Below are 22,542 nucleotides of genomic sequence, written 5' to 3'. Positions count from 1 at the left end.
ATAGGGAGCCGAGCGGACCAGATGTCCCCAGAAGAGTTGCTGAAGGCCATGTTCAAGGCCGGCGTGGATGCCGCCCTGCCCTCGCTCTGCGTACCGCCCCATCTGCCCGAACGCCCCAAAGGCCGCACCGTCATCATCGGCGCAGGAAAGGCTTCCGGCGCCATGGCGAAGGCGCTGGAAGACGCTTGGGACGGCCCGCTCGACGGCGTCGTCGTCACGCGTTACGGCTATCGGCTGCCCACGGAGCGCTTGGAGGTCGTCGAGGCCGCGCACCCCGTACCGGACGCCGCAGGCCGCGAAGCCGCGCAGCGAATCTTCAAGGCCGTGCAAGGTCTAACCGAGGACGATCTCGTGCTTGCGCTCATCTCCGGCGGCGGCTCCGCACTGCTGGCGGCGCCCGCCGAAGGAATTTCACTCGAAGACAAGCAGGCCGTGAACAAGGCCTTGCTCGCGAGCGGCGCGACCATTTCCGAAATGAATACGGTGCGGAAGCATCTGTCCGCCATCAAGGGCGGCCAGCTTGCGCGCGCCGCATACCCCGCGAAAGTCGTGGCCCTGATGATTTCGGATGTGCCGGGTGACGATGCCTCCATCATCGCATCCGGACCGACCGTGCCCGACCCCTCCACCAACGCGGACGCCATCGCCATCGTCGAGAAATACGGGATCGATCTGCCCGCCAATGTGCGGCAGGTGCTCGAGACCATCGAGGAAACGCCCAAGCCCGGCGACAAATGTTTCGACCGTGTCGAGAACATCATGATCGCCACACCGCAGGCCTCGCTTGAAGCCGCGGCCGCCGTGGCGCGCGAGGCGGGCGTGACGCCGGTGATCCTCGGCGACAGCATCGAGGGCGAGTCCCGCGACGTAGGTCTCGTCCATGCGGGCATCGCACGCCAATGCGCCATGCGCGGTCAGCCCGCGGAGCCGCCATGCGTCCTCATCTCAGGCGGCGAGACCACCGTGACGATCAAGACCAAAGGCGGCAAGGGCGGTCCGAATACGGACTTTCTTCTGTCCATGGCGATCGCGCTCGACGGCGCACCGAACATCTACGCGCTGGCCGGAGACACTGACGGCGTCGACGGGTCCGAGGACAACGCCGGCGCGCTGATCTATCCGGACACGCTGAAGCGCGCCGAGGCAGCCGGCATCAACGCCAAGGCTCATCAGGCCAAGAACGATCCGTATACGTTCTTCAAAGGCATCGGCGATCTGCTCGAGACAGGCCCGACCATGACCAACGTCAACGATCTGCGGCTCGTGCTCATCACGCAGCGGGACTGAGGCCGGCGCCGTTCAGGCGGCGCACTTGATGCACGTGGCGACGGTCGGATCGGCCGCCAGGCGCTTCTCGGCGATCTCCTCGCCGCAGGCTGTGCAATAGCCGTATTCGCCCTCGTCGATGCACTTGATCGCAGCCTCGATACGCCGCGCCTCGTCGTGACGGCGCTGCTCCGTGGCCACGGCCATCGCTTGCACCTGCATCGCATCCATCCGCGACACCCGCCCCACGGACGTCTGGTCGAGTTCGACGGGCCGGCGATTGTCGGCCGTCGTCTCGCTCGTATCGCGCAAGTCGCGCAGCCGTTCCGCCAGTTGCGCCCGCAACGCGCGCAAGTCCGGATCCGTCGCGCTCATAACGCCGCTCCGGGGTCGGTTCGCGCAAGATACACCGTCTGGGTGAAGGGCCGGTCCTGCAGCGGATTGTGAAACGTGACCGGTTCGGCGCGCGTCTCCACAAAGACGCTATCCAGGCGCGCCAGGAAGGTGTCGTCGGGCAGCGCGTCAGACCACAAGCCGAACACACCGCCGGGCCGAAGATGCCGCGCGAGATTGCGCAAACCTTCCGGCCGATAGAAGGACTCACTGCGCTCATCCAATAACGCCGCCGGCGAATGATCGATATCGACGAGGATCGCATCGAACGAGCGCCCGGGCACCTCAGGATCGAACCCTGCCTCCGACGCCCCCATCGCGAAGAAGTCGCCCTGGACCAAGCGGCAGTGCGGATCGTCCGCGAGCGCAGTCCCCAGCGGCAGCAATCCCTTCTCGTGCCACTCGATAACGGGCGCGAGCGCTTCCACGACGATCAGCGAGGCGTGCGGCGCGGCTTCCAGCACGGCTTGCGCCGTATAGCCGAGCCCAAGACCGCCGACGACGACATCGGGTGCGGTGGCATCGTCAAGCGCCGCGAGCCCGAGCCGCGCCAAGGCGACCTCGGACGCGGTGAACAGGCTCGTCATCAGGGACTCGTCGCCGAGCTTGATCTCGAACACGTCCACGCCGAGCTTGAGATCCCGGCGCCGGCGCAAGCTCACCGCCCCGATCGGGGTCGGGCAATAATCAAGTTCTTCGAAGAGGGCACTCATGTGCGGGATCGGATGGCTCATATCACTTGCGGATCGAACCGTAAGACTAGGGCGATTGATCCCGCGGTGATAGGGCCCGCCCTTGCGCAGCCATCCCCGCGACGCCGCGGCGCTTGATCCGGACCCGGGATGTACGTCACGCTACCGGGATGATCCGTGGTGTCCTTCTCGATTTGGCGGGCGTGGTCTATGAGGGAGACCATGTGCTCCCCGGCGCGGTCGAGGCCGTGCACCGTCTGCACGAGGCCGGCCTTCCGATCCGCTTCGTCACCAACACGACGACCAAGACCAAGAAGGAACTGGTCAGCCGCCTGACGGGACTGGGCCTCGAAATCACCGGCGAAGAACTGTTCACGCCCGGCCAGGCCGCGCGGACCTGGCTCGCCGAACACGACGCTTCGCCGCTCCTTTTAGTTCATCCGAACTTAGAGGAGGAATTCGCCGATAGTCCCGACGGGTCCGCCCGCGCGGTCGTTGTCGGGGATGCGGGCCGCGCGTTCTCTTTTGAGAATATGAACCGCGCCTTCCGTGAACTCATCGATGGCGCCGCATTTCTCGCGCTCGCCAAGAACCGCACCTTCATGGACGAGGACGGCAAGCTCAGCCTGGATGCGGGCGCCTTCGTGACCGCCCTGGAATTTTCGAGCGGCAAGGAGGCGATCGTGCTCGGAAAGCCGTCGCCCGATTTCTTCGAAGCGGCACTCGCCAGCATGGGCTGTGCGCCGGAGAACGCCGTGATGGTGGGCGACGACGCGGAAAGCGATGTTGCCGGCGCGCTCAAGGCTGGCCTGGCACAGGCCATTCTCGTGCGTACCGGCAAATACCGCGATGGAGACGAGCGCCGTTTCGAACCGCCACCGACGGCAGTGGCGGAGGACCTCCCGGCCGCAGCCGATTGGATCCTCGACCACCGCGTCGTCTAGCGTTACTCGGCGGCGGCCGACATCGTGCGGCCGCTTCCAACCCGCTTGGGCAGCAGCCAGGCGACGATGACGAAGGCCATGCCGATCGCAAGGCCGAGCCACTCGCCCGAAATCGAGCTGAGCAAGGACGGATAGTCCGTACCCGCCACCGGCGCGAGTGTCGCCTTACCGCCGGCGATCGGTTCCAGCAACGCCGAACCGGCGAGGCCGCCAAAGGCCAGCATGTAGACGCCGGCGCCGATCAGCCCGCCCAGCACGAAGAAGACCGCATCGATGCGCCCAGTCGCCATGGCCGTCAGGCCCGTCCCCGGACAATAGCCCGCCACGGCGAAGCCGATTCCCAGCAGCAAGCCACCGACAAATACGCCGTAATAGGCCGTCTTCACCGACAGATGCCCGGGATCGACCAGCCCCAGCAGGAGACCGCCGAACAAGAAGATCGACGCCACGCCGATCCCGGTGAGGATCGTCTTCATCAGGTGCAGATCAGTCAAATTCAGCATGCAGATGATGTAGCCGGGGTTGGTCGCGCCGACCCGGTCGAGCGCGAAGCCGAATGCCGCCCCGACGAGAATCGCGAGTAGGATCGTGCTCATGGCTCAGTCCTCCCTGTTGAAGAGATAGATGGCCAGCGGGATGCCGGCGAGGAAAGCCCCGGCGGCAAAGATGTAGCCGGAGAGCGACGTTTGCATCATACCGCTCATCATGTGCCCCGAAGTGCAACCGCCCGCGAGCCGTGCGCCGAACAGAACAAGGAACCCGGCGATAAACGTCGCCGCATAGCGGCGCCACGGCGAGTCGCCGTAATTGGCACGCCAGACCCCCGGCATAGCCCGTTCGCTCTTCGGCACGCCGCCGCGCAGAAGCGCGGAGATGAACGCCCCCACCATCATCGCAATGACGAAGACGAATCCGTAATTCAGCGGATTGGCGACGCTCTTCGCGTATTTGCCGCCGCTCTTGTCGAGATACGCATTGGTGCTCGCGTAGCCGCTCTTGGCCTCGTCGGAGGGAACCACGACGGTCGTGTCGGCCGCGTCCCACAGAATGCCGTCGAGAATGACGAACTGCGTGGAGACGCCGATGGGCTTCACCAGCAATACGGCAACGAAGAAAACCACCCCAAGAAGGAGACCGCCGGCCTTCCAGGGCAGAGGAACTTTCTGCCAGGTGCTCATTGCTTCCACTCCTCATATTAGTACCTTCTAATAAGGTGGCTTGTCCCGAATGTGAAATCATTGACCCCGCTCAAATCGGCGCCGCCCGGGTGCGTTTGAAAACCGCACAAAATCCCCGCGCTCAGCTTGCGAAACCGCGCAAGGACGCTAGTGTTGCGGCGGGTAGAGTGGCTGCAAGCGTCTTGCGGCCACCTGGGTGGTGCCTGTCACGGAACAGTCGAATTTGCGTGTGAAACAAGGCGGCCAATCCGCGCTGGAGGATTGAGCCGGAGACATGTTTCCGTGCAGTCTCGGCCGTGCCGCCGCAATCCGGACGGATGCGCGGCGCAAGGACCGAAGGGGATAAATTTTCATGCTGAGGCGTGCCTTTTTTTGCCTTGTCGCCGTTGCCGCGCTTCTGGGTCCAGGCGCCGCCAAAGCCAGCCCCGCCCTCGTCTTCGAACCCTATAACGGCACCGTCTTCTACGCCGAGGACCCCGACACGCTCTGGTTCCCGGCCTCGCTCACCAAGATGATGACGGCCTATGTCGCCTTCCACGCGCTGCGCAATGGCGAGGTCAAACCCGACACCCCAGCCGTCGTCACCAAGAATGCGCTGGCCCAGCCACCGACCAAGCTAGGACTGCCGGTCGGCTCGTCGATCCCGCTCGAAACAGCGATCCGCGTCATCATCGTCAAGTCCGCCAACGACGTGGCCGTCATGGTGGCGGAGACCGTCGGCGGGTCCGAGGAAGCCTTTGTCGAGCGCATGAACGAGGCGGCAAAGCGGTTGGGGATGACCAGCACCCAATTTGCGAACCCGCACGGCTTGCCGAATGAGCAGCAATATACGACCGCACGCGATTTGGGGCGCCTCGCGCGCGCGCTCATTATCGAGTTCCCGGAATACGCCGACATCTTCTCGATGACGTCGGTCAGCGTCGCGAAGCGGCAGCTCCGGACCCATAACGGCCTGTTGCGCACCTTCAACGGAGCCGACGGCATGAAGACGGGCTTCATCTGCCACTCCGGCTTCAACATCGTGGTCAGCGCGACGCGGGACGGCCGTAAGCTGGTGGCCGTAGTCCTCGGCGAGAAATCGACCCGCATCCGCAATGAACGCGCCGCTCAACTCCTCGAGAACGGCTTCAAACGCTATTTCTGGAAATCGTTGTTCGGAACCAGTTTGAACGGCCTGCCCCTGCCGGCCGACCGGGACGACCGTCCCGTACATCTTGGGAAGATCATTTGCGGTCCGAATTACGGGGCCATTCGGCCTGAATTCACGCCGGACTTGTTCCCGTCTCAAACACCGGTCACGCGACTGGCCGACGTACCGACACCACTGCCGCCCTTGAACTGACGCCCTCACCGTGACGCCCAGGCTTACCCTTCTGACAATCGCAGCCTTTGCCTTCCTATCGGGCCCGCTGGCGCCCCATGCGGCGGCGGAGCTCATGGCGGAGTTCCCAGATGAGATGGCCGAGACGGTCGCGGAGGCCGCGGATCGGTGCCGCAAGGATGACGGGAAGCCCGACGTCGCCAATGTCCTGCAGAGTGACGACCTCAACGGCGACGGACGCCCCGACTGGATCGCCGACTACAGCAAGCTCGTCTGCAAAAACGGAAGCAACCCGGCCTGCAGCGATAACGGCTGCCTGTTGCAGCTCTACTATTCGAGCGGCGATGACTGGGACAAGGTCTTCGAGGATTTCGTGAAGAGCCACAAATTCTCCACGAGCGGCAAAGAGCGCCTGATGCACGTGACGACCTACGGCCTGCCCTGCAACCGGCCAAAGGACGAGACCTGCAACTACACCTATCGGCTCGAGGAAGACGCGCTCTCACCCGTGCGCTAGCGGCGCCCTAGAACGACGAGCCCGGTTCTTTCAGGAACGCCAGTTCCTCCGGCGTGGACGCCCGGCCGAGCACGTCGTTCCGATGCGGGAACCGGCCGAACCGCGCGATGATGTCATAGTGGCGGACGGCGAAATCCAGATTGTTCGGGTTGCCCAGGGCCTCGAAGAGCTCGACGGACCGGCGCTGATCCGCCAAGTCTTCCGCGTGCTGGAACGGCATATAGAGAAAGGCGCGCTGATCCGGCGGCAGCTCCCTATCCGCACCGGCCGCGATGGCATCCTTCGACAAAGCCAAGGCCTTCTCGTCCGTCGCGAACGCCCGCGGCGTGCCGCGATAGATGTTGCGGGGAAACTGATCGAGCACGAGGATCGCGGCGAGCCTGCCCTGCGGCGTCCGTAGCCAGTCGCCAGGGACCGCGTCTCTCAGACTCTCATAGACGTGGCCGAACCGGCGCGCGATCTCCGCATCGACCTCGGGCGGCGCCCCGTACCAATCATCCGGCGAGAGCGTCTCGAACCAGTAGCGGACCGCCTCGTCGGACTGAACGTGTGTCACTGGGATCCGCTTTGCGCTGCGCCGATCGCCGCCTCGATCAAGGCTTTGGCTTCGGGCGCGGCCCAATTGGCCGGGCCGACGAGACGCCCCATCTCCTTCCCTTCCGGGTCGATCAGCAGCGTGGTCGGCATGCCCACCGCCTTGAGGGTCGAAAAGAGTTTGCCGCTCGGATCGTAATAGGCCTTGAGGTCGGTCGCCCCTGTCTCCTCGAGGAACGTCTCGGCCTTTTCCGGACCGCCCTTGTCGATATTGAGGGCGACCACTTCGAAGCCGTCGCCGCCAAGCTCCGACTGCAGCGCGTTGAGCTGGGGCATCTCCTCCCGGCAAGGCACGCACCACGTAGCCCAGACATTCAGGAGCACCACCTTGCCCTTCAGATCCTCGGACGTCACCGCCGCCCCGCCGGGCGCTTCGAAGGCGAAATCAGGCGGCGTCACCGGCTCGGGACGCACCACGAAAGCCGTCATCGCACCGGTATTCAGCCCCTTCAGAGGCCCCGCGCCAGCGCCGCCGGTCCGATCCGTAGCGGATCCGACCGAGGAAGGTGCGTCCGAACGATTGTCAGACGGGGTGGAAAGCCAATATACCGTGCCGAACCCGGCGAGGAGTGCGACCGCGACTGCGACCGCATATGTGGCCGGGGATGTCGTGTGCTTGCGTTTCTGCGAACTGTTCACGTCGTTCTCTTTGAACCTGAGTTCCTAAGAACTCACCTAAACTTCAGACCGGACCACCATGACCAACACAATGTGGGGCGGCCGTTTCGCCTCTAGCCCCTCCGACATCATGGAGGACATAAATGCCTCCATCGATTTCGACAAGCGGCTCTGGCGGCATGACATCGAGGCGTCGAAGGCGCACGTCGCTATGCTCGAGGCGACGGGCATTCTTGCGCCCGGCGATGCGTCCAAGATCGCCGATGGACTTGACCAAATCCTTGCAGAGATCGAGGCGGGCGACTTCAAATTCTCGCGAGCCTTGGAGGACATCCACCTCAATGTGGAGAACCGGCTGAAGGAGATTATCGGCCCGGTGGCCGGCAAGCTCCATACGGCCCGGTCCCGCAACGATCAGGTTGCCACCGACTTCAAGCTCTATGTCCGCGACGAGATCGGCCTCATCGAGGCGGGCCTAGCGCAGCTTCAGCTTGCGCTGGCGACCCGGGCGCTCGAGGAAGCCGCGACGGTCATGCCGGGGTTCACCCATTTGCAGACCGCCCAGCCCATCACGTTCGGCCATCATTGCCTCGCCTATGTGGAGATGTTCGCCCGCGACCGCGGGCGGTTCCTCGACGCGGCCAAGCGGCTGAACGAGTGTCCGCTGGGATCGGCGGCGCTCGCCGGCACGAGCTTCCCGGTCGACAGGCACCACACGGCCAAGGCACTTGGGTTCGACCGGCCGACGGCCAATTCGCTCGATTCGGTCTCCGACCGGGACTTCGCACTCGAAACGCTGGCCGCGGCCTCGATCGCCGCGGTCCACCTGTCCCGGCTGGCAGAAGAGATCGTGCTGTGGACGTCGCCCCAGTTCGGCTTTGCCCGGCTGTCGGATTCGTTCTCGACCGGGTCCTCGATCATGCCCCAGAAGCGCAACCCGGACGCCGCTGAGCTGGTGCGGGCCAAGACCGGCCGCATCGCCGGCGCCTTCCAGGCCCTGCTGATGGTCATGAAGGGGCTGCCGCTCGCCTATGCGAAGGACATGCAGGAGGACAAGGAGCCCGTCTTCGACGCGCTCGATGCCCTGAAATTGGGGATTTCCGCCCTTTCCGGCATGGTCGCGGACCTCGAGGTGAACGCCAAGGCGATGAAGAAAGCTGCCGGGAGCGAATACTCGACGGCGACGGATCTGGCCGACTGGCTGGTGCAGAACCTCGACACGCCCTTCCGCGAGGCGCATCACATCACCGGCACGATCGTGGCGCTGGCCGAGAAAAAAGGTATTGACCTCAAGAGGTTGCAGCTGTCCGACCTGCAGGGCGTGGAACCGAGAATCACCGACGACGTGTTCAACGTCCTGGATCCGGCCCGCTCTGCCAAAAGCCGGACCAGCTACGGCGGCACCGCCCCTTCGAACGTGCGGCGTGAAGCCAAGCGCTGGATAAAGCGTTTGGAGAAGGACGCCGTCTCGCGATAAAAGAAGGTCTGGACGGGCGCGCAAGACGCCCGCCGGCACGGGACTTTATTTCGCGGGACACGCGTTTTAGACGAAGACAGGGTCAGACCCTCAAGGGATGGTAGTGATGGGAAGCGCCACGCGCATTCTCTTATCATTGGCGCTTGTTCTCGCCGTCGGCCTTTCCGGCTGCGGGCGCCGCGGTTCGCTTGAGCGTCCCGAGGCCCGCTACCCCGAGGTTCCCGCCGATCCCTCGACCAAACAGTCCGACGCTCCTGATCGGCGCATCCCGATCCTCGACGACATCATTCACTAGCCCGGCCCGAACGATCTAGGCCCCAGACAACTTTCGTCCCATGCATCATTTCGCCTACCGGCGCGGCGTATCCGAGGACCCTGTTCTGCACGCCGAGGACGTCGATCTGTGCGCCTTGGCCGCCGACGTCGGAACGCCCTTCTATTGCTATTCGACCGCGACCTTCGAGCGGCACATCGGCGTCTTCGCCGATGCGTTCGCCGCGCGCCCGGACACGCTCGTCTGCTACGCCATCAAGGCCAACTCCAATCTCGGCGTGCTGGCGACGCTCGCGAAGCAAGGCGCCGGCATGGATGTGGTGTCCGAAGGCGAACTGCGCCGGGCGCTGGCTGTCGGCGTACCGGGTGAGCGCGTGGTCTTTTCCGGGGTCGGCAAGACCAAGGACGAGATGGCGTTCGCCCTGGACGCAAGCATCTACGCCTTCAACGTCGAGTCCGAACCGGAGCTCTACGCCCTCAGCGAGGTCGCGGCCGCGATGGGCAAGACGGCCCGGATCGCCTTTCGCGTAAATCCGGACGTGGACGCCGGCACCCATCACAAGATTTCGACCGGCAAGGCGGAGAACAAGTTCGGCATCCCCTTCGACGCGGCGCCCTCGCTTTATCGCCAGGCAACCGAGCTTCCCGGCATCCAGCCGGCGGGCGTCCATATGCATATCGGCAGCCAGATCACCGACCTTGCACCGTTCGCAAACGCCTTCGCGCTCCTGAAGGAGCTTGTGGCGACGTTGCGCGGATCGGGCGTTGCCATCGAGTTCGTCAATCTCGGCGGCGGGCTGGGCATTCCCTACCGGACCGACGAGCCGGATCCGCCGCTGCCGACCGACTACGCACGGCTCGTCAACGAGTCCATGGGCGACCTCGGCGTGCGGCTTCTGTTCGAGCCGGGACGGATGATCGCCGGCAATGCGGGCATCCTCGTGTCGCGGGTCCTCTATGTGAAGACCGCGCCGGAAAAGACCTTCACCATCGTCGACGCGGCCATGAACGATCTGATCCGGCCGACGCTCTACGAGGCCTATCACCGGATTCTGCCGGTCATCGAACCCGGGCCCGAGACGGCCACACGCATCACTGACGTGGTGGGCCCCGTCTGCGAGACCGGCGATTATCTCGCCCTCGCGCGGCCTTTGCCTGAGCTCAATCCCGGCGATCTCATCGCCGTCATGACCGCTGGCGCCTATGGCGCGGTCCAGGCCTCGCAATACAACAGCCGCCTGCTGGTGCCCGAAGTGCTGGTCTCGGGCGCGGACTATTGCGTGACTCGTCCCCGGCCGAGCTACGAGGACATGCTGGCGGCCGAGCGCCTTCCGGACTGGCTCTAGGCGAGATCGGCGCCGTCGCGCCCCGAATTCGCCTGTTTGCCCAAGGAAAGTTCCAGGAAAATTACCGTGATGTAATCTGGGCTCCGCGCCCGTCTGTGCTAGAAATTTCGGATCATGGCGAGACCGTCCCGCTCGAAAGACGCTGCAACCACTGCCCCCGCCCCGGACACGCTGAAGCGCCGCTTCGAGCGCCGCGTGGGCTTGAGCTGGCTTGCCCTCCTCGTCGAGCGCGCGTTCGAGGCGCTGCTCTGGCCCTTCGTCGTGGTCTGCGCCTTCCTCGTCTTTTCCTTGTTGAACGGCTGGAGCCTGCTCCCGGCGCTCGCCCATCAGGTCCTTCTCGGCCTGTTCCTCGTCGCGTTCGTGATCGCGCTGGTGCCGCTCTGGCGCATCGACGTGCCGACGCGCGCCGAAGCCCTGCGGCGGCTCGAACGCGATTCGGGGATTCAGCACCGGCCCGCCTCCTCCTACGAAGACACGCTCGAAGCGGCTCCCGGTACGGCGCCGGCTCAGCTTTGGGCGTTGCACCGGAAGCGCCTGGCGCGGCTGGTGGCGCGGCTGAAGCCGTCCTGGCCGAAGCCGCGGGCAGATCGCGATGACCCGTTTGCAATCCGCGCGGCGCTCGTCCTGGCGCTCGTCGTGTCGTTCTTCGCCGCGGGCGGTGATGCGGGATCGCGGATCAAGGCAGCATTCCTTCCGGCAGCCACCGCGTCGACACAGCTTGTGCGCCTCGATGCGTGGATCACGCCGCCTGTCTATACCGCCATGGCGCCGGTGGTCCTCGCCGACGGAACGGAACAAGTGGGCCGGGGAGCGGAGACCTTCCGGGCCCTGTCCGTGCCCGTGCGCAGCCAACTCATTGTCCGCGCCCATGCGCCCGACGGCGATCGCGTGACCCTGACGCTTGCCGACGAAACGGGCGAGACCCGGACGGTCGAGCCTAAGGAAGGGTCGGCCGCGGGCCTGATGGAATTTCACGCCGGCCTCTTGAGCCCCGTGACGGCCGATCTCCGCATCGGCGGATCGACGGTCGCACAATGGCAACTTTCGATGATCGAGGACACCGCGCCCCAGATCAGCCTTCTGTCCGCGCCTACCTCGATGCCGCGCGGCGCGCTGCGGGTCGAGTACGGCGCGACCGACGACTATGGCGTGGCGAGTGCCGAGGCTCAGTTCGTTCTGGCCGGAAGCGAAATGTCCGACATGGCTGAAGACATGGCCGGGGACATCCCCGACGAAGAGCGGGGAGACCTCGCCGAAGTCGAGCCGCTGTTCGCGCCGCCCAAGATCGTGCTCCAGCTGCCGCGCAGCAACGCGAAAAAGGTCGAAGGCCGGGCCACCCAGGATCTGACCGCCCATCCCTGGGCCGGGCTTCAGGTCGTGATGACCCTGACGGCACGCGACCAGGCCGACCAAGTCGGCACGAGCGACCCCTATCCGCTGATTCTGCCTGCGCGCAGCTTCACTAAACCGCTGGCCAGAGCCGTGATCGAGCAACGCCGCAACCTGGTGATGGACCCCGGCCAGACGCCCCGCGTCGCCCGCGCGCTGGGCGCGCTGACGCTCGGCGGCGAGAAGGCCACCGACGACACGGTCGTCTATCTGTCGTTGCGCAACGCGTTCTGGCGCCTCGACAACGATCCCTCGATTGAGTCGGTGAAGGCAGTCGTCGATCAACTGTGGTCCACGGCCCTGCGCATCGAGGAAGGCGACCTGCCGGCCGCGGAGCGGGACCTCAAATCCGCACAGGATGCCCTGATGCAGGCGCTGCGCGAGAACGCGCCGGCCGAAGAGATCAAGAAGCGCATCGAGGAATTGCGCGCGGCGCTGCAGCGCTATCTGCAGGCCCTTGCCGCGCAGCAGAAAGACCAAACCGACATTGCCGGTCAGCCCAAGAACAATCGGGATGATCTCGTCTCCGAGCAGGACCTGGACAAGATGCTGGAGAGCATCAAGGACCTCGCGGAAGCGGGCTCGAAGGACATGGCCGAGAAGATGCTGTCGGAGCTGAACGACATCCTCGACCGGCTGCAAGCGGACAACCAACCGCAGAGCGAGCAGCAGCAAAAGGCGCAGGAGATGATGCGCGATCTCGACGAAGTCGCCTCGGACCAGCAGGAACTGCTCGACGAGACGTTTGGCGAGAAGCGCAAGCAGCGCGAAGGCCAGGGTCAGGGCCGCAGCCAGAACCAACAGTTCGACGTCAGCCCGCCCGGCTCGCCCATGGGCTTCGGCGACGCCATGTCGCCGCTGTCGGACCAGATGCCCCAGGGCGGTCAGGCCGGTGCACGGGCCCAAGGGCAATCGGGACGCCAAGGCGATGCCCCCGGCGGCGGAGAAGAGCAACTCGGCCAGCAGCAACAGCAAGGCTCGCAAGGCAGCCTGCAGCAGCGGCAGGAGGCCTTGCGCAAGAAGCTGGACCAGCTGATCGAGCGCATGCGCCAAGCGGGCGGAGAGCCGCCTGAGCAGTTCGAAGGCGCGAGCGATGCAATGGAGCAGGCCGAGCAGGACATCGCCGAGCAGAACTACGACCGCGCGGCGCAGAACCAGACGCTGGCCCTCGACCGGATGCGCGAAGGCACCGAGTCCATGGCGCAGCAAATGATGGCGCAAGGCGAGATGGAGGGCGGACAAGGCCCCGGCTCCAACGGCCGCGACCCGCTGGGGCGCCCGGACCGCTCGAACCGGCCGGACCTTGGGCTGTCGGTTGCGGTTCCCGACGAGATCGACATTCAAAAGGCCCGCGAGGTCTTGGACGAATTGCGCCGGCGGATTGGCGACCCCAGCCGCTCGACGCTCGAACTCGACTACCTGGAGCGCTTGATCCGCTCCTTCTAGGTTTCCTGCGCTTTTTTGACGGCGGCGTCAGAAAACTGCCATCCCTCACCCTATATGTCTGGGCAACAGTCCTTTCGCGTCAGGAGACGGCCCGTCCATGCTGAAATCCATTCTTAATTTCATTGCGAAGCCCTTCATTTGGCTCGGCGGTCTCTTCGGGCGCCTCGGCATGATTCTCAAAATAGCGATCATCGTCCTCCTCATCGTGCTCGTGCCGTTCTATGGCTATTTCTTCTGGACCACCCAGGTCTGGAACGGATTCGATCCCGACTACGCGCAGGCCTATTCCAACGCCACGAAGGAAGCGGGCGACGTTCCCGAACCGAGTGGCGGCATTGTCAGCGGTGACCCGGACGAAGCCGACAAGGCGGCCAGTCGGTCGAACGACAAGACTTGTCGGCGTTCGATGATCGTCGAGGCCACGGCGAACCTGACGGACTTCAACGTCAACGAGAACGCCTGGATCTCGTCGATGCTGCTGTACAAGATGGGTCTGTTCGGCATCCCATGGGAGGCGACGCCGTTCTTCGACAACAAGGCGGCGTTCCAGCGCGGCGCGCATCAGGCCGTCCAGCGGACATCGGTGGAACTGGTCGACGCTTTAGGGCGCGTGCGTGGCACCTCGCAGGTCGACAAGGACCTGCAGGAAGCGCGTGGCGATCTGCAGTTCAACGAATCCACGTGGTATTTTTCCCTGAGCCCGTTCGGCCCCAAGACGCCGACGCCGAGCTTCTACCGCTCCGCCATCAAGGACCTGCGCAAGTTCAACGACCGGCTCGAGAAATGCGACGCGGTCTTCGATGCGCGGGCCGACAACCTGTTGGAATTTGTCGACCGCATCGCCAGAGACATCGGCGCGACCTCCGCCGTGTTGCGCGAGCGCTCCGAGAACTACAATAGCGGCTGGTTCGACACGCGCGCCGACGATCGCTTCTGGTTCGCATACGGACAGACTTACGCCTACTACGGCATTCTCACCGCCGCCCGCGCGGACTTCGAGGACGTGATCCGGGAGCGGCGCCTGGAAGCCATTTGGGATGAGCTGGAAGAGCAGTTGCGCGCTTCGCTCAACATCACGCCGTTCATCATTTCCAACGGCGCGGAGGCCGGCTGGATCATGCCGTCGCATCTGGCAACGCTCGGCTTCTACATTTTGAGGGTGCGCGCGAACCTAGTGGAGATCCGCACAATCCTCGACCGCTAGCCGGCCGGTTCGATAGTGCCGATGAAGGGCAGCTCGCGGTAGCGATTGCCGAGGTCCATGCCGTAACCGACCACGAAGCGGTCGGGACATTCGAAGCCGGTGAAGTCCGCGGTGACCATCTCTGTCCGGCGGGCCTTCTTGTCGAGGAGAACGCAGCTCAGCACGGTTCGCGCACCTTTCGCGCGCAGCCTCTCCTTGGCGAAAAGAAGCGTCCGGCCCGAGTCCAGGATATCGTCGACGATGACCACGTCGCGGCCCGCGATATCCGATTCCACGTCACGCAGAATTTCGACGGCACGGCCTTCGGTGCCGGTGCCGTAGCTCGCCAGAAAGATGAAGTCGATCTCAGGCGTGAGGCCATGGGCGTGAAGTGCCCGGATCAGATCGGCGACGAAGATGAAGCTGCCTTTCAGCACCGCAACGACGAGAGGCGCGTGCAGCTTGCGATCGGCGATTCCGACCGCCAGCGCATCGACGCGCGCCGCTATGGTCTGCGCGCTGTAGAGGATCGCGATCGGGTGTGACGCGGGCGGTTCCGCCATCGCAAACCTGCCCTGCCTCAACGGCGCGGCATCGGCCGCGCCGAACGATTGCTAGCCCGCCTTCGCGAAGCGCACTTTCAGGCTGCGCACATTGCTGGGCGGCGCCGGAATCTGCTTCAGGAACGGTGCGTCCTCATCGGGCCCGAGCTCGGCTGCGCCGACCTCGGTGGTCCACTCGGAGATCTCCTCTCCGTTTTCGTCGCGGAGAACGATGATCACCGTCGGCACGCTCATCGCCCCTGAGCTGGTGTTGCGCACGCTGCCCTGCACCTCGAGTACGTTCTGCCCGCCAGCATTGGTCCAGCCGTAGCGCACACCCTCGAACTGAAGGCCTTGCGCTCCGGCCTGCATGCCGAGCGCCGAGTACAGATGAGAGGCGCCGGGAAGAATCGAGACCGTGGTCTGCGGCGCAAGGAAGAACAGGCCAAGCACGCCCAGGACGATGATGCCGAGGATGCCCCAGCCGATCGCCACGACAGGCGGCTTCTTCTTCTCCGGCTCCGCGCTCGCGGTGGCAAGCGATTCGCCGAAGGCCTCTGCGGCCAGATTCGCATCCGCCGCCGAGGGGTCGTCATCGATCCCCGGGAAGGATGCGTCGAACGCGGCATCCGCCGGCCCTGACGCGGCACCCGGAGGCGGCATCTCGCCCGGCGGCGGAGCCATGTCGGGCGGCGGCGCCATCTCAGGCGGCGGCGCGGCAGGCTCAGGCTTGGACTTGCCCATCAGCTTACCGAACAGGCCGCCCTTTGATCCGGCTTCCGGCTCGGGCGGCGACGGGGGTGCGGCGGGGCCGGGTCCTGGGGGCGGCGCATATCCAGAGGGCGCGCTCGGCGGAGCCGGCGGCGGCGCAGCCTGGGGAGGCGCCTGCGGGGGCATTGGCGCACTCGGGGGCGCGGGCCGGGGCGAAGGCGCGGCCTGAGGCGGCGGCGGCGCGGCGGCGCCCGGAGGCGGCGGCGGTGGGGCCTGCGGCGCAGGCGCAGGCTGTGGCGCTGGGCGCTGAGGCGCGGCCGCTGGCTGCGGCGCGGCTGCCGGCTGCGGCGCTGCGGCTTCCGCCTCCGCAGGCTGCGCCTGCCAGACGTGACTACATTTTGCGCAGCGGACCTTCCGGCCTTCTGGCGGGAAGGCCGCCTTGATCTGGTAACGCGTTCCGCACGCGGGACAAATAATTAGTGTCGCCATTTTGATTGCCGCAATCGCCCACTACACAATGAATATGTGGGACGCCCCATCTGGTTACCCTATACCATTGATACAGGACGGGGAGTTCAGCATAAAGTGCCAGTATTCCGCAATGTTAAGAGGCGCAAGGAAGTCGGGTGATCCGCTTTGACAATGTTGGGCTGCGCTATGGCTCCGGACCGGAAATCTTGCGCGATGTCACCTTTCACGTGCACCCAGGCTCCTTTCACTTTCTGACAGGGCCTTCCGGTGCTGGAAAGACATCATTGCTGCGTCTTCTTTTTATGTCGATACGCCCCAGCCGGGGCTTGATCTTTGTTTTTGGTGAGAATTTAGCCGATCTAGCGCCAGCGGGACGGGCTGCCCTCCGGCGCCGAATCGGGATTGTCTTTCAGGATTTCCGGCTTCTGGACCATCTGACGACCTGGGAAAACGTAGCCTTACCGCTCCGCGTCATGGGCAAGACTGAGAGCGACTATGCCGACGACGTGACCGATCTTCTTCATTGGGTGGGCCTCGGAAATCGTATCCACGCCTACCCGGAAACTCTCTCGGGCGGGGAAAAACAGCGCGCGGCGATCGCCCGGGCGGTCATCGGCCGCCCCGAATTGCTGCTGGCCGACGAGCCGACCGGCAATGTGGATCCGGCGATCGGCAACCGATTGCTCCGTCTTTTCGTTGAACTCAACCGGCTCGGAACGTCCGTAATCATTGCAACGCACGACTATGGTCTGATGGAGCAGCTCGAGGCCCCGCGACTGATGCTCCAGGAAGGCCGCCTCCAGGTCGGCGCCCCTCAACTCAGCGTCCGGTAGGTGAACGCTCCGTGACGTTCCTCAGTGACATCAAGGACTATCCCTGGACGAGCCTGCTCGCGGGCATTCTTCCGGCCCGGCTCGCCGCGCGTCTTCCCAAGCGCTTCCAGGCTCCCGCCTCCCAAATCGTCCCGCCGGCCTCCGTCGCAGGCCGGGCACTGACGATGGTGATCGCCATCATGACGTTTCTCGCCTGTCTCACAGCCGGCGGGGTCTACATGGTCCACCAATCGGCAAGCGCATGGGTGGACGACATCGCCAGCGAGATCACCATCGAACTCAACCCGCTGGAGACCACGGATATCGAGAAAAAGATGACCTTGGTCTCCCTGTTTCTGGCGAAACAGTCGGGCATCAGCCGCGTCAAACCGATGAGTGCTGACGATTCGGCCAAGCTGCTCGAACCGTGGATCGGGTCGACCGAGGCGCTTTCGGCGCTGCCCGTGCCGCGCTTGATCGCGGTGGAGATCGATCGCTCGAACCCGCCCGATATCGGGGCGATCCAGAAAGCGCTGAGCGAAAACTTCGAAGGCGTCACCCTCGATGATCACAGGCGCTGGCAGTCGGAAATCAGAACCATCACCCGGTCCACGGCGCTCGGCGGCATCGCGGTGTTGGCGCTGGTCGCGGCCGCCACCGTCGCCGTGATCGTCTCGGCCACGCGCAGCGCTATGGCGACGAATCGCGAGATCATCGAGGTGCTGCATTTCGTCGGCGCCAACGACCGCTTCATCTCGAGCGAATTCGAGCGGCATTTTCTAGGGCTCGGCGTTCGGGCGGGCCTGGTCGGCGCGATCGCCGCGGCCATCACTTTTCTGCTCATGCCCCTGATCGTCAGCCTCCTCGGCGGTGGCGCCGTTACCGAAGCGGAAACCCGCCGCCTGCTAGGAAGCGGCGAACTCGACATCGGCGGATATTTCCTCCTGGCGCTGATTGTCGTGGTCGTCGCGGCACTCTGCATGGTCACTTCCCGGCTTGGGGTCTTTCGCGTCCTGAAAACCTATGCTTGAACGCGACTGAGCAGGACGTTTCCGATCGGCTCGGTCCGGTCTAGAAACGCCCTGTGCTGCGTGGCGCAATGCCGTATCCGGAGTAGTCGTTGAACGAGACCATCAATATAGACGGCAGCGAGGATGCCAATCCGCGCCCGAAGCACTTCCATCGCTTCCGCGGACCGCTCGGATTCGTCCGTCTCGTGTTCGACGGAACGATCCTCCTGCTGGTCATGCTGATCATCGGCTTCATCGTCTTTGCCAACGGGCTGGCTCGGGAGCCGAAAGATCCCCCGCATGCCACGGACGGAATCACCGTCCTGACCGGCGGCGTCTCCCGTATCGACGAGGCCATGAAGCTGATGGCCAAGAAAAAAGCCCGGCGTATGCTGATCACGGGCGTCAATCGCGAAACCACGCTCGAGCAGCTCAAGCTCCTCACCCCAGAGGGCACTCGCTATTTCGACTGCTGCGTCGATATCGACAAGGCGGCGCTCAACACGATCGACAACGCGACGCAAACGGCCCGTTGGGTGGCGGAGAACGGCTATGGGTCCGTGATCGTCGTCACCTCCAACTATCACATGCCGCGCGCGCTGGCCGAGCTGGAGCGTGCGATGCCGGGAATCGTGCTCGTTCCCTATCCCGTTGTGGACAACAATGTCGAAGTGGCACGCTGGTGGGAATTTCCAGGTACGACCAAGCTGCTTCTGTCGGAGTACCTGAAATATCTGCCGGCTCTCGGCCGGCTTTGGGCGACCAACCTCGCCCGTGTCGCGCTGCCGGGAACCTCGGTGCCGCCGGCCGACGAACCTGAACCGTAGGCCTCGATGTTTCGCTCCGTCGTTTTCGGAATTCTGTTTTACGTCACGACCGCGCTGTTCGTGGTGTTCGGGTTTCCGTTCTTCTTCACACCGCGCCGGTGGTCCATGGCAGCCTTGAAGGTCCATGCCCGGACCGAACTCTGGCTCCTGAAACATATCGTCGGTCTCGATTTCGAAGTCCGGGGTCTCGACAAACTGCCCGAGCCGCCGTTCCTCGTCGCGTCAAAGCATCAATCGGCCTGGGAAACTTTCGCGCTCATTCCGCTTTTTCACGACCCGGCGCTTCTGATGAAACGCGAATTGTTCTGGATCCCGTTTCACGGTTGGTTCTCCTACAAATTCGGGATGATCCCCGTCGACCGGGACAAAGGCCCCGCCGCGCTGCGCAACATGCTGCGCCATGCCAAGGATCGCATCGCCAAAGGCCGGGAGATCATCATCTTCCCGGAAGGCACCCGCCGTCCGCCAGGCGCCCCGCCCGCCTACCATACGGGGATCGTGCTCCTCTACAACGCGTTGGACGTGCCGTGCGTCCCCATCGCCTTGAATTCAGGGGTATTTTGGCCCCGCCGCACCTGGCGGCGGAAGCCGGGCACCGTCATTGTGGAGATCCTCGATCCCCTGCCGCCGGGCCTGCCCAAGGCCGAGTTCATGAGCCGTCTGCAAGAGGCTGTCGAGACTGCTTCGGACCGCCTCCTGGCCGAAGCCAACGCGAAGACAAAAATCCGTTAACCCCTTGTTAACACTTAAAAGCTTGACGCCCCACACTGCCAAGTTCATATTTTGTTCCACCCGCACATTGGGGCGGCGAAAAGCTTGAATTTTCGATCGCTCAACCCATTTGAGTTAGAGTCGCCAAGGTTAACGGGACAAGATGTCGATGTGGACGAATTCTTCAGACGCTTCCGAGTTTGTGCCTTCCGAAAACGGGACCTACGGCCCGTCGGACGAGCCGGCACTCGTTTGCGCGGAAGCGGCTTTCGACCAGGCCTTCCACTATTGGCGTGGGGCATCGGGCCGTCGTTATCTTCACAGCGTCTATTCGCTCGTGGGGTGCCCGGCGCTGCCGCAGGCCAATTTCATCTTGGTCCGCCGTCATGACGACGGGTCGCGTGAAGCGCTCGCCTTCGGCAACACGAAGGACGACGTGATGTCGCTCAATCTCGCCCGCCTGCGCCATGAAGGCGCGAAGATCGGCGCGAATGAGGTGCATATCCATCTTCTGGCCGATACGGCCCGGGCTCGCCGGTTCGTCGAGGCGGACCTGACCGCGGCGCATCTTCACCGGCCTGCCACGTCCGAAGCGGCATAGGCTTTGTAGCTGCCCCGCCCCGACTAATTTCCGGATTTGAGTTTCGTGGAAGAACTACGACGCGCTAGGTGCGCGACAGTTTCTCCAGCCGCGCCTGCATGGCCTGTAGCTCGGCCTTGAGCGTATCGATGTCGTCCTCGCCGCTCTCGGACTCGGAGGAGGACTTGGCGGCGCTCTCGTCGGATGTCTGTTCCACGCGCGTACCAACCGTATCGGTGCTGAAGGGCGTGAACATCCCGAGCGCCTTCTCGAAGGCGGAGAAGTTCTTGCGCACCTGCTCCTGCATCACATCGAAGGCCACGGTCCCGAACGTATCGGCAAAGTTGCGCCGGTACTTCTCCTGCTGCTTGGTGAGGGAGTCGAGACTGAATTCGAGATAGGAGGGAACCAGCATCTGCATGCCGTCGCCGTAGAACCGGATGAGCTGACGCAGGAAGCCGATGGGCAAGAGGTTGGTCCCGCGGCTCTCCTGTTCGACGATGATCTGGGTCAGCACCGCATGGGTCAGATCCTCGCCGGTCTTCGCGTCGTAGACCACGAAGTCGCGCTCCGCGCGTACCATCTCGGCCAGATCTTCCAAGGTCACATACGTGCTTGTATCGGTGTTGTAGAGCCGCCGGTTGGCGTACTTCTTGATGATGACCGGCCGGTTCTCCTGGTTCGCATCCCTAGCCACGTGTCGTTTTCTCCTTAACCCCAAGGGCGCCCGGAATTCCCGCGGACGGCTCGAAGACCACCCCCTGGTAGTTGACGCTATGTCGCACGTGCGAAAATAAGTACCACGTTAGGCGTATTCCGCACCAGAGACTTTGACGGAAGCCTTAATTCGAGGGGCTTGTTTGTCTTTCCAGCCGCACTGCGCTGCGGTATGACCCAAGGGCGAGTTTCAGTCGGGAGGACAGAATGAAAGACGCAGATATCGTGATTGTCAGCGCGGCGCGGACGCCCGTCGGAGCTTTCGGCGGTTCCCTTTCCAGCGTTCCGGCCCACACACTGGGCGAGACGGCCATTCGGGCCGCCCTTGAACGTGCTGGCGTCGATGCCAGTGACGTGGACGAAGTGATCATGGGCCAGGTGCTCACGGCCGGCGAAGGTCAGAACCCGGCACGACAGGCGGCGATTGCCGCAGGCGTGCCCAAGGAGGCCACCGCGTTCGGCATCAACCAGGTCTGTGGTTCGGGTCTGCGCTCTGTCGCCCTCGGCGCTCAGCAGATCGCCACGGGCGATGCCGACATCGTGGTTGCCGGCGGTCAGGAAAACATGAGCATGGCGCCCCACGTCGCGAACCTGCGCAACGGCTACAAGATGGGCGACGTCAAGTTCATCGACTCGATGATCAAGGACGGCCTCTGGGAAGCCTTCAACGGCTACCACATGGGCAACACCGCCGAGAACGTCGCCAAGCAGTGGCAGCTGACCCGCGACGAGCAGGACGCTTTCGCCGTTGCCTCGCAGAACAAGGCGGAAGCGGCCAAGAAGGGCGGCAAGTTCAAGGACGAGATCGCGCCTGTGACCATCCAGACCCGCAAGGGCGACGTGGTCGTGGACGAGGACGAGTACATCCGCGAAGGCGCCACCATCGACGGTGTCGCCAAGCTGCGCCCGGCCTTCGACAAGGAAGGCACCGTGACCGCGGGCAACGCCTCGGGCATCAATGACGGTGCCGCCGCGGTGGTACTCATGAGCGCCGAGGAAGCCAAGAAGCGCGGTCTGACCCCGCTTGCCCGCATCGCCTCCTGGGCGGTCGCCGGCGTCGATCCCACCATCATGGGCACCGGCCCCATCCCCGCCTCGCGCAAGGCGCTGGAGAAGGCCGGCTGGAAGGTCGCCGATCTCGACCTCGTCGAAGCGAACGAGGCCTTCGCCGCGCAGGCGCTGGCCGTCAACAAGGACATGGGCTGGGACGGCGACAAGGTGAACGTCAATGGCGGCGCCATCGCCATCGGCCACCCGATCGGCGCATCGGGCACGCGCGTCCTCGTCACGCTCCTGCACGAGATGCAGAAGGCGGACGCGAAGAAGGGCCTGGCCACGCTGTGCATCGGCGGCGGCATGGGCGTTGCCATGTGCCTGGAGCGCGACTAACCCAACGCTCTTGAGCTTTGAGACGAATTCGTGTGGGGTGGCCTAGGCTGCCCCACACGTCGATTTGGCCTTTGCCCAAATTGGTCCTTGTCTAAATCGGGCTCGGGATCGGCCGTTGAAGAAACAAGCGCCAAA

At 64.3% G+C, this 22,542-nt stretch carries 24 protein-coding genes and 1 pseudogene; 15 read left to right on the top strand and 10 right to left on the bottom strand.

Going from position 1 to position 22,542, the window contains the following annotated elements:
- The first annotated feature begins 21 nt into the window (after positions 1-21).
- The gene (locus tag DCY11_RS09465) at positions 22-1,287 is read left to right on the top strand and encodes a glycerate kinase (RefSeq protein WP_108682683.1); all 1,266 of its coding nucleotides are present in this window, start codon (positions 22-24) and stop codon (positions 1,285-1,287) included.
- Positions 1,288-1,299: 12 nt separating this feature from the next.
- Here DCY11_RS09465 and DCY11_RS09460 read toward each other — a convergent pair whose 3' ends face one another.
- Both DCY11_RS09460 and DCY11_RS09455 read right to left on the bottom strand, forming a co-directional pair.
- A complete protein-coding gene (locus DCY11_RS09460; protein ID WP_108682682.1) occupies positions 1,300-1,641 on the bottom strand; it encodes a TraR/DksA family transcriptional regulator in 342 nt (113 codons plus the stop codon).
- Positions 1,638-2,393, bottom strand: coding sequence for a spermidine synthase (locus DCY11_RS09455; RefSeq protein ID WP_245409330.1), 756 nt, complete (start codon positions 2,391-2,393; stop codon positions 1,638-1,640). Before DCY11_RS09455 ends, DCY11_RS09460 begins: the two co-directional genes overlap by 4 nt.
- A gap of 128 nt (positions 2,394-2,521) precedes the next feature.
- Here DCY11_RS09455 and DCY11_RS09450 point away from each other — a divergent pair, with 128 nt between their 5' ends.
- On the top strand, positions 2,522-3,295 hold the full coding sequence (locus DCY11_RS09450; RefSeq protein ID WP_108682681.1) for a TIGR01458 family HAD-type hydrolase: 774 nt from the start codon (positions 2,522-2,524) through the stop codon (positions 3,293-3,295).
- Between the two features lie 2 nt (positions 3,296-3,297).
- On the opposite strand, the gene DCY11_RS09445 is transcribed toward DCY11_RS09450, so the two are convergent.
- Together DCY11_RS09445 and DCY11_RS09440 are read right to left on the bottom strand one after the other, a co-directional pair.
- Positions 3,298-3,891, bottom strand: a complete 594-nt coding sequence (locus tag DCY11_RS09445) for a YeeE/YedE thiosulfate transporter family protein (protein ID WP_108682680.1) — start codon at positions 3,889-3,891, stop codon at positions 3,298-3,300.
- Positions 3,892-3,894: 3 nt separating this feature from the next.
- Complete coding sequence (locus DCY11_RS09440) at positions 3,895-4,473, bottom strand: YeeE/YedE thiosulfate transporter family protein (RefSeq protein WP_108682679.1); 579 nt, start codon at positions 4,471-4,473, stop codon at positions 3,895-3,897.
- Positions 4,474-4,825: 352 nt separating this feature from the next.
- Here DCY11_RS09440 and DCY11_RS09435 point away from each other — a divergent pair, with 352 nt between their 5' ends.
- Together DCY11_RS09435 and DCY11_RS09430 are read left to right on the top strand one after the other, a co-directional pair.
- Positions 4,826-5,815: a D-alanyl-D-alanine carboxypeptidase family protein gene (locus DCY11_RS09435; RefSeq protein WP_108682678.1), complete on the top strand. Its 990-nt coding sequence runs from the start codon at positions 4,826-4,828 to the stop codon at positions 5,813-5,815.
- Positions 5,816-5,825: 10 nt separating this feature from the next.
- A complete protein-coding gene (locus tag DCY11_RS09430; RefSeq protein WP_108682677.1) occupies positions 5,826-6,311 on the top strand; it encodes a hypothetical protein in 486 nt (161 codons plus the stop codon).
- Between the two features lie 7 nt (positions 6,312-6,318).
- On the opposite strand, the gene DCY11_RS09425 is transcribed toward DCY11_RS09430, so the two are convergent.
- The gene (locus tag DCY11_RS09425) at positions 6,319-6,867 is read right to left on the bottom strand and encodes a DUF924 family protein (RefSeq protein ID WP_108682676.1); all 549 of its coding nucleotides are present in this window, start codon (positions 6,865-6,867) and stop codon (positions 6,319-6,321) included.
- Positions 6,864-7,544, bottom strand: a complete 681-nt coding sequence (locus tag DCY11_RS09420; protein ID WP_245409329.1) for a TlpA disulfide reductase family protein — start codon at positions 7,542-7,544, stop codon at positions 6,864-6,866. The genes DCY11_RS09425 and DCY11_RS09420 overlap by 4 nt, the downstream gene beginning before the upstream one ends.
- Positions 7,545-7,602: 58 nt before the next feature.
- On the opposite strand from DCY11_RS09420, the gene argH reads away from it, so the two are divergent.
- The 5 genes from argH to DCY11_RS09395 all read left to right on the top strand — a co-directional run bounded on the left by argH (position 7,603) and on the right by DCY11_RS09395 (position 14,658).
- Positions 7,603-9,000 (top strand): argininosuccinate lyase, encoded by a 1,398-nt coding sequence (gene argH / locus DCY11_RS09415; protein WP_108682675.1) that lies wholly within the window; start codon positions 7,603-7,605, stop codon positions 8,998-9,000.
- Positions 9,001-9,106: 106 nt separating this feature from the next.
- Entirely contained in the window at positions 9,107-9,295 is a 189-nt protein-coding gene (locus DCY11_RS09410) for a lipoprotein (protein ID WP_159079923.1), read from the top strand.
- A gap of 40 nt (positions 9,296-9,335) precedes the next feature.
- Positions 9,336-10,619, top strand: a complete 1,284-nt coding sequence (gene lysA / locus DCY11_RS09405) for a diaminopimelate decarboxylase (RefSeq protein WP_108682673.1) — start codon at positions 9,336-9,338, stop codon at positions 10,617-10,619.
- Positions 10,620-10,733: 114 nt separating this feature from the next.
- A complete protein-coding gene (locus tag DCY11_RS09400; protein WP_108682672.1) occupies positions 10,734-13,454 on the top strand; it encodes a TIGR02302 family protein in 2,721 nt (906 codons plus the stop codon).
- Positions 13,455-13,551: 97 nt separating this feature from the next.
- The gene (locus DCY11_RS09395; RefSeq protein WP_108682671.1) at positions 13,552-14,658 is read left to right on the top strand and encodes a DUF2333 family protein; all 1,107 of its coding nucleotides are present in this window, start codon (positions 13,552-13,554) and stop codon (positions 14,656-14,658) included.
- Here the strand turns inward: DCY11_RS09395 and hpt are convergent.
- From hpt to DCY11_RS16160, 3 genes and pseudogenes are all read right to left on the bottom strand, one after another.
- Entirely contained in the window at positions 14,655-15,200 is a 546-nt protein-coding gene (hpt, locus tag DCY11_RS09390; protein WP_108682670.1) for a hypoxanthine phosphoribosyltransferase, read from the bottom strand. The genes DCY11_RS09395 and hpt overlap by 4 nt on opposite strands.
- A 51-nt stretch (positions 15,201-15,251) precedes the next feature.
- Positions 15,252-15,923 (bottom strand): FxLYD domain-containing protein, encoded by a 672-nt coding sequence (locus DCY11_RS15910; protein ID WP_069443576.1) that lies wholly within the window; start codon positions 15,921-15,923, stop codon positions 15,252-15,254.
- 390 nt (positions 15,924-16,313) lie between these two features.
- Positions 16,314-16,379: pseudogene (locus DCY11_RS16160) on the bottom strand (hypothetical protein); the annotation flags it as partial.
- Positions 16,380-16,516: 137 nt separating this feature from the next.
- Between DCY11_RS16160 and ftsE the strand changes: the two are divergent.
- The 5 genes from ftsE to DCY11_RS09360 all read left to right on the top strand — a co-directional run bounded on the left by ftsE (position 16,517) and on the right by DCY11_RS09360 (position 20,322).
- Positions 16,517-17,194, top strand: a complete 678-nt coding sequence (gene ftsE / locus DCY11_RS09380; protein ID WP_069445538.1) for a cell division ATP-binding protein FtsE — start codon at positions 16,517-16,519, stop codon at positions 17,192-17,194.
- Positions 17,195-17,205: 11 nt separating this feature from the next.
- On the top strand, positions 17,206-18,204 hold the full coding sequence (locus DCY11_RS09375) for an ABC transporter permease (RefSeq protein WP_108682668.1): 999 nt from the start codon (positions 17,206-17,208) through the stop codon (positions 18,202-18,204).
- An 89-nt stretch (positions 18,205-18,293) separates the two neighbouring features.
- Entirely contained in the window at positions 18,294-19,010 is a 717-nt protein-coding gene (locus tag DCY11_RS09370) for a YdcF family protein (protein WP_108682667.1), read from the top strand.
- Positions 19,011-19,016: 6 nt separating this feature from the next.
- Positions 19,017-19,742, top strand: coding sequence for a 1-acyl-sn-glycerol-3-phosphate acyltransferase (locus DCY11_RS09365; protein ID WP_108682666.1), 726 nt, complete (start codon positions 19,017-19,019; stop codon positions 19,740-19,742).
- 148 nt (positions 19,743-19,890) lie between these two features.
- Complete coding sequence (locus tag DCY11_RS09360; protein ID WP_159079922.1) at positions 19,891-20,322, top strand: hypothetical protein; 432 nt, start codon at positions 19,891-19,893, stop codon at positions 20,320-20,322.
- Positions 20,323-20,386: 64 nt separating this feature from the next.
- On the opposite strand, the gene phaR is transcribed toward DCY11_RS09360, so the two are convergent.
- Positions 20,387-20,998 (bottom strand): polyhydroxyalkanoate synthesis repressor PhaR, encoded by a 612-nt coding sequence (gene phaR, locus DCY11_RS09355; protein ID WP_108682664.1) that lies wholly within the window; start codon positions 20,996-20,998, stop codon positions 20,387-20,389.
- A gap of 227 nt (positions 20,999-21,225) precedes the next feature.
- Between phaR and DCY11_RS09350 the strand changes: the two genes are divergently transcribed.
- Positions 21,226-22,407 (top strand): acetyl-CoA C-acetyltransferase, encoded by a 1,182-nt coding sequence (locus DCY11_RS09350; protein WP_108682663.1) that lies wholly within the window; start codon positions 21,226-21,228, stop codon positions 22,405-22,407.
- Positions 22,408-22,542 lie beyond the last annotated feature (135 nt).

It is taken from the genome of Methyloceanibacter sp. wino2 (assembly GCF_003071365.1).
In the GTDB taxonomy this organism is placed as follows: Bacteria; Pseudomonadota; Alphaproteobacteria; order Rhizobiales; family Methyloligellaceae; genus Methyloceanibacter.
The sequence above is the reverse complement of the archived record's forward strand: the minus strand, read 5'-3'. Positions and strand labels throughout refer to the sequence as shown.

What these genes read in the sequence shown, in the direction of transcription:
- DCY11_RS09465 (WP_108682683.1), top strand. Translation starts at nt 22, where the DNA reads ATGTCCCCAGAAGAGTTGCTGAAGGCCATGTTCAAGGCCGGCGTGGAT.
- DCY11_RS09460 (WP_108682682.1), bottom strand. Translation starts at nt 1,641, where the DNA reads ATGAGCGCGACGGATCCGGACTTGCGCGCGTTGCGGGCGCAACTGGCG.
- DCY11_RS09455 (WP_245409330.1), bottom strand. Translation starts at nt 2,393, where the DNA reads ATGAGCCATCCGATCCCGCACATGAGTGCCCTCTTCGAAGAACTTGAT.
- DCY11_RS09450 (WP_108682681.1), top strand. Translation starts at nt 2,522, where the DNA reads ATGATCCGTGGTGTCCTTCTCGATTTGGCGGGCGTGGTCTATGAGGGA.
- DCY11_RS09445 (WP_108682680.1), bottom strand. Translation starts at nt 3,891, where the DNA reads ATGAGCACGATCCTACTCGCGATTCTCGTCGGGGCGGCATTCGGCTTC.
- DCY11_RS09440 (WP_108682679.1), bottom strand. Translation starts at nt 4,473, where the DNA reads ATGAGCACCTGGCAGAAAGTTCCTCTGCCCTGGAAGGCCGGCGGTCTC.
- DCY11_RS09435 (WP_108682678.1), top strand. Translation starts at nt 4,826, where the DNA reads ATGCTGAGGCGTGCCTTTTTTTGCCTTGTCGCCGTTGCCGCGCTTCTG.
- argH (WP_108682675.1), top strand. Translation starts at nt 7,603, where the DNA reads ATGACCAACACAATGTGGGGCGGCCGTTTCGCCTCTAGCCCCTCCGAC.
- DCY11_RS09410 (WP_159079923.1), top strand. Translation starts at nt 9,107, where the DNA reads ATGGGAAGCGCCACGCGCATTCTCTTATCATTGGCGCTTGTTCTCGCC.
- lysA (WP_108682673.1), top strand. Translation starts at nt 9,336, where the DNA reads ATGCATCATTTCGCCTACCGGCGCGGCGTATCCGAGGACCCTGTTCTG.
- DCY11_RS09400 (WP_108682672.1), top strand. Translation starts at nt 10,734, where the DNA reads ATGGCGAGACCGTCCCGCTCGAAAGACGCTGCAACCACTGCCCCCGCC.
- DCY11_RS09395 (WP_108682671.1), top strand. Translation starts at nt 13,552, where the DNA reads ATGCTGAAATCCATTCTTAATTTCATTGCGAAGCCCTTCATTTGGCTC.
- hpt (WP_108682670.1), bottom strand. Translation starts at nt 15,200, where the DNA reads ATGGCGGAACCGCCCGCGTCACACCCGATCGCGATCCTCTACAGCGCG.
- DCY11_RS15910 (WP_069443576.1), bottom strand. Translation starts at nt 15,923, where the DNA reads ATGGGCAAGTCCAAGCCTGAGCCTGCCGCGCCGCCGCCTGAGATGGCG.
- DCY11_RS09365 (WP_108682666.1), top strand. Translation starts at nt 19,017, where the DNA reads ATGTTTCGCTCCGTCGTTTTCGGAATTCTGTTTTACGTCACGACCGCG.
- DCY11_RS09360 (WP_159079922.1), top strand. Translation starts at nt 19,891, where the DNA reads ATGTGGACGAATTCTTCAGACGCTTCCGAGTTTGTGCCTTCCGAAAAC.
- DCY11_RS09350 (WP_108682663.1), top strand. Translation starts at nt 21,226, where the DNA reads ATGAAAGACGCAGATATCGTGATTGTCAGCGCGGCGCGGACGCCCGTC.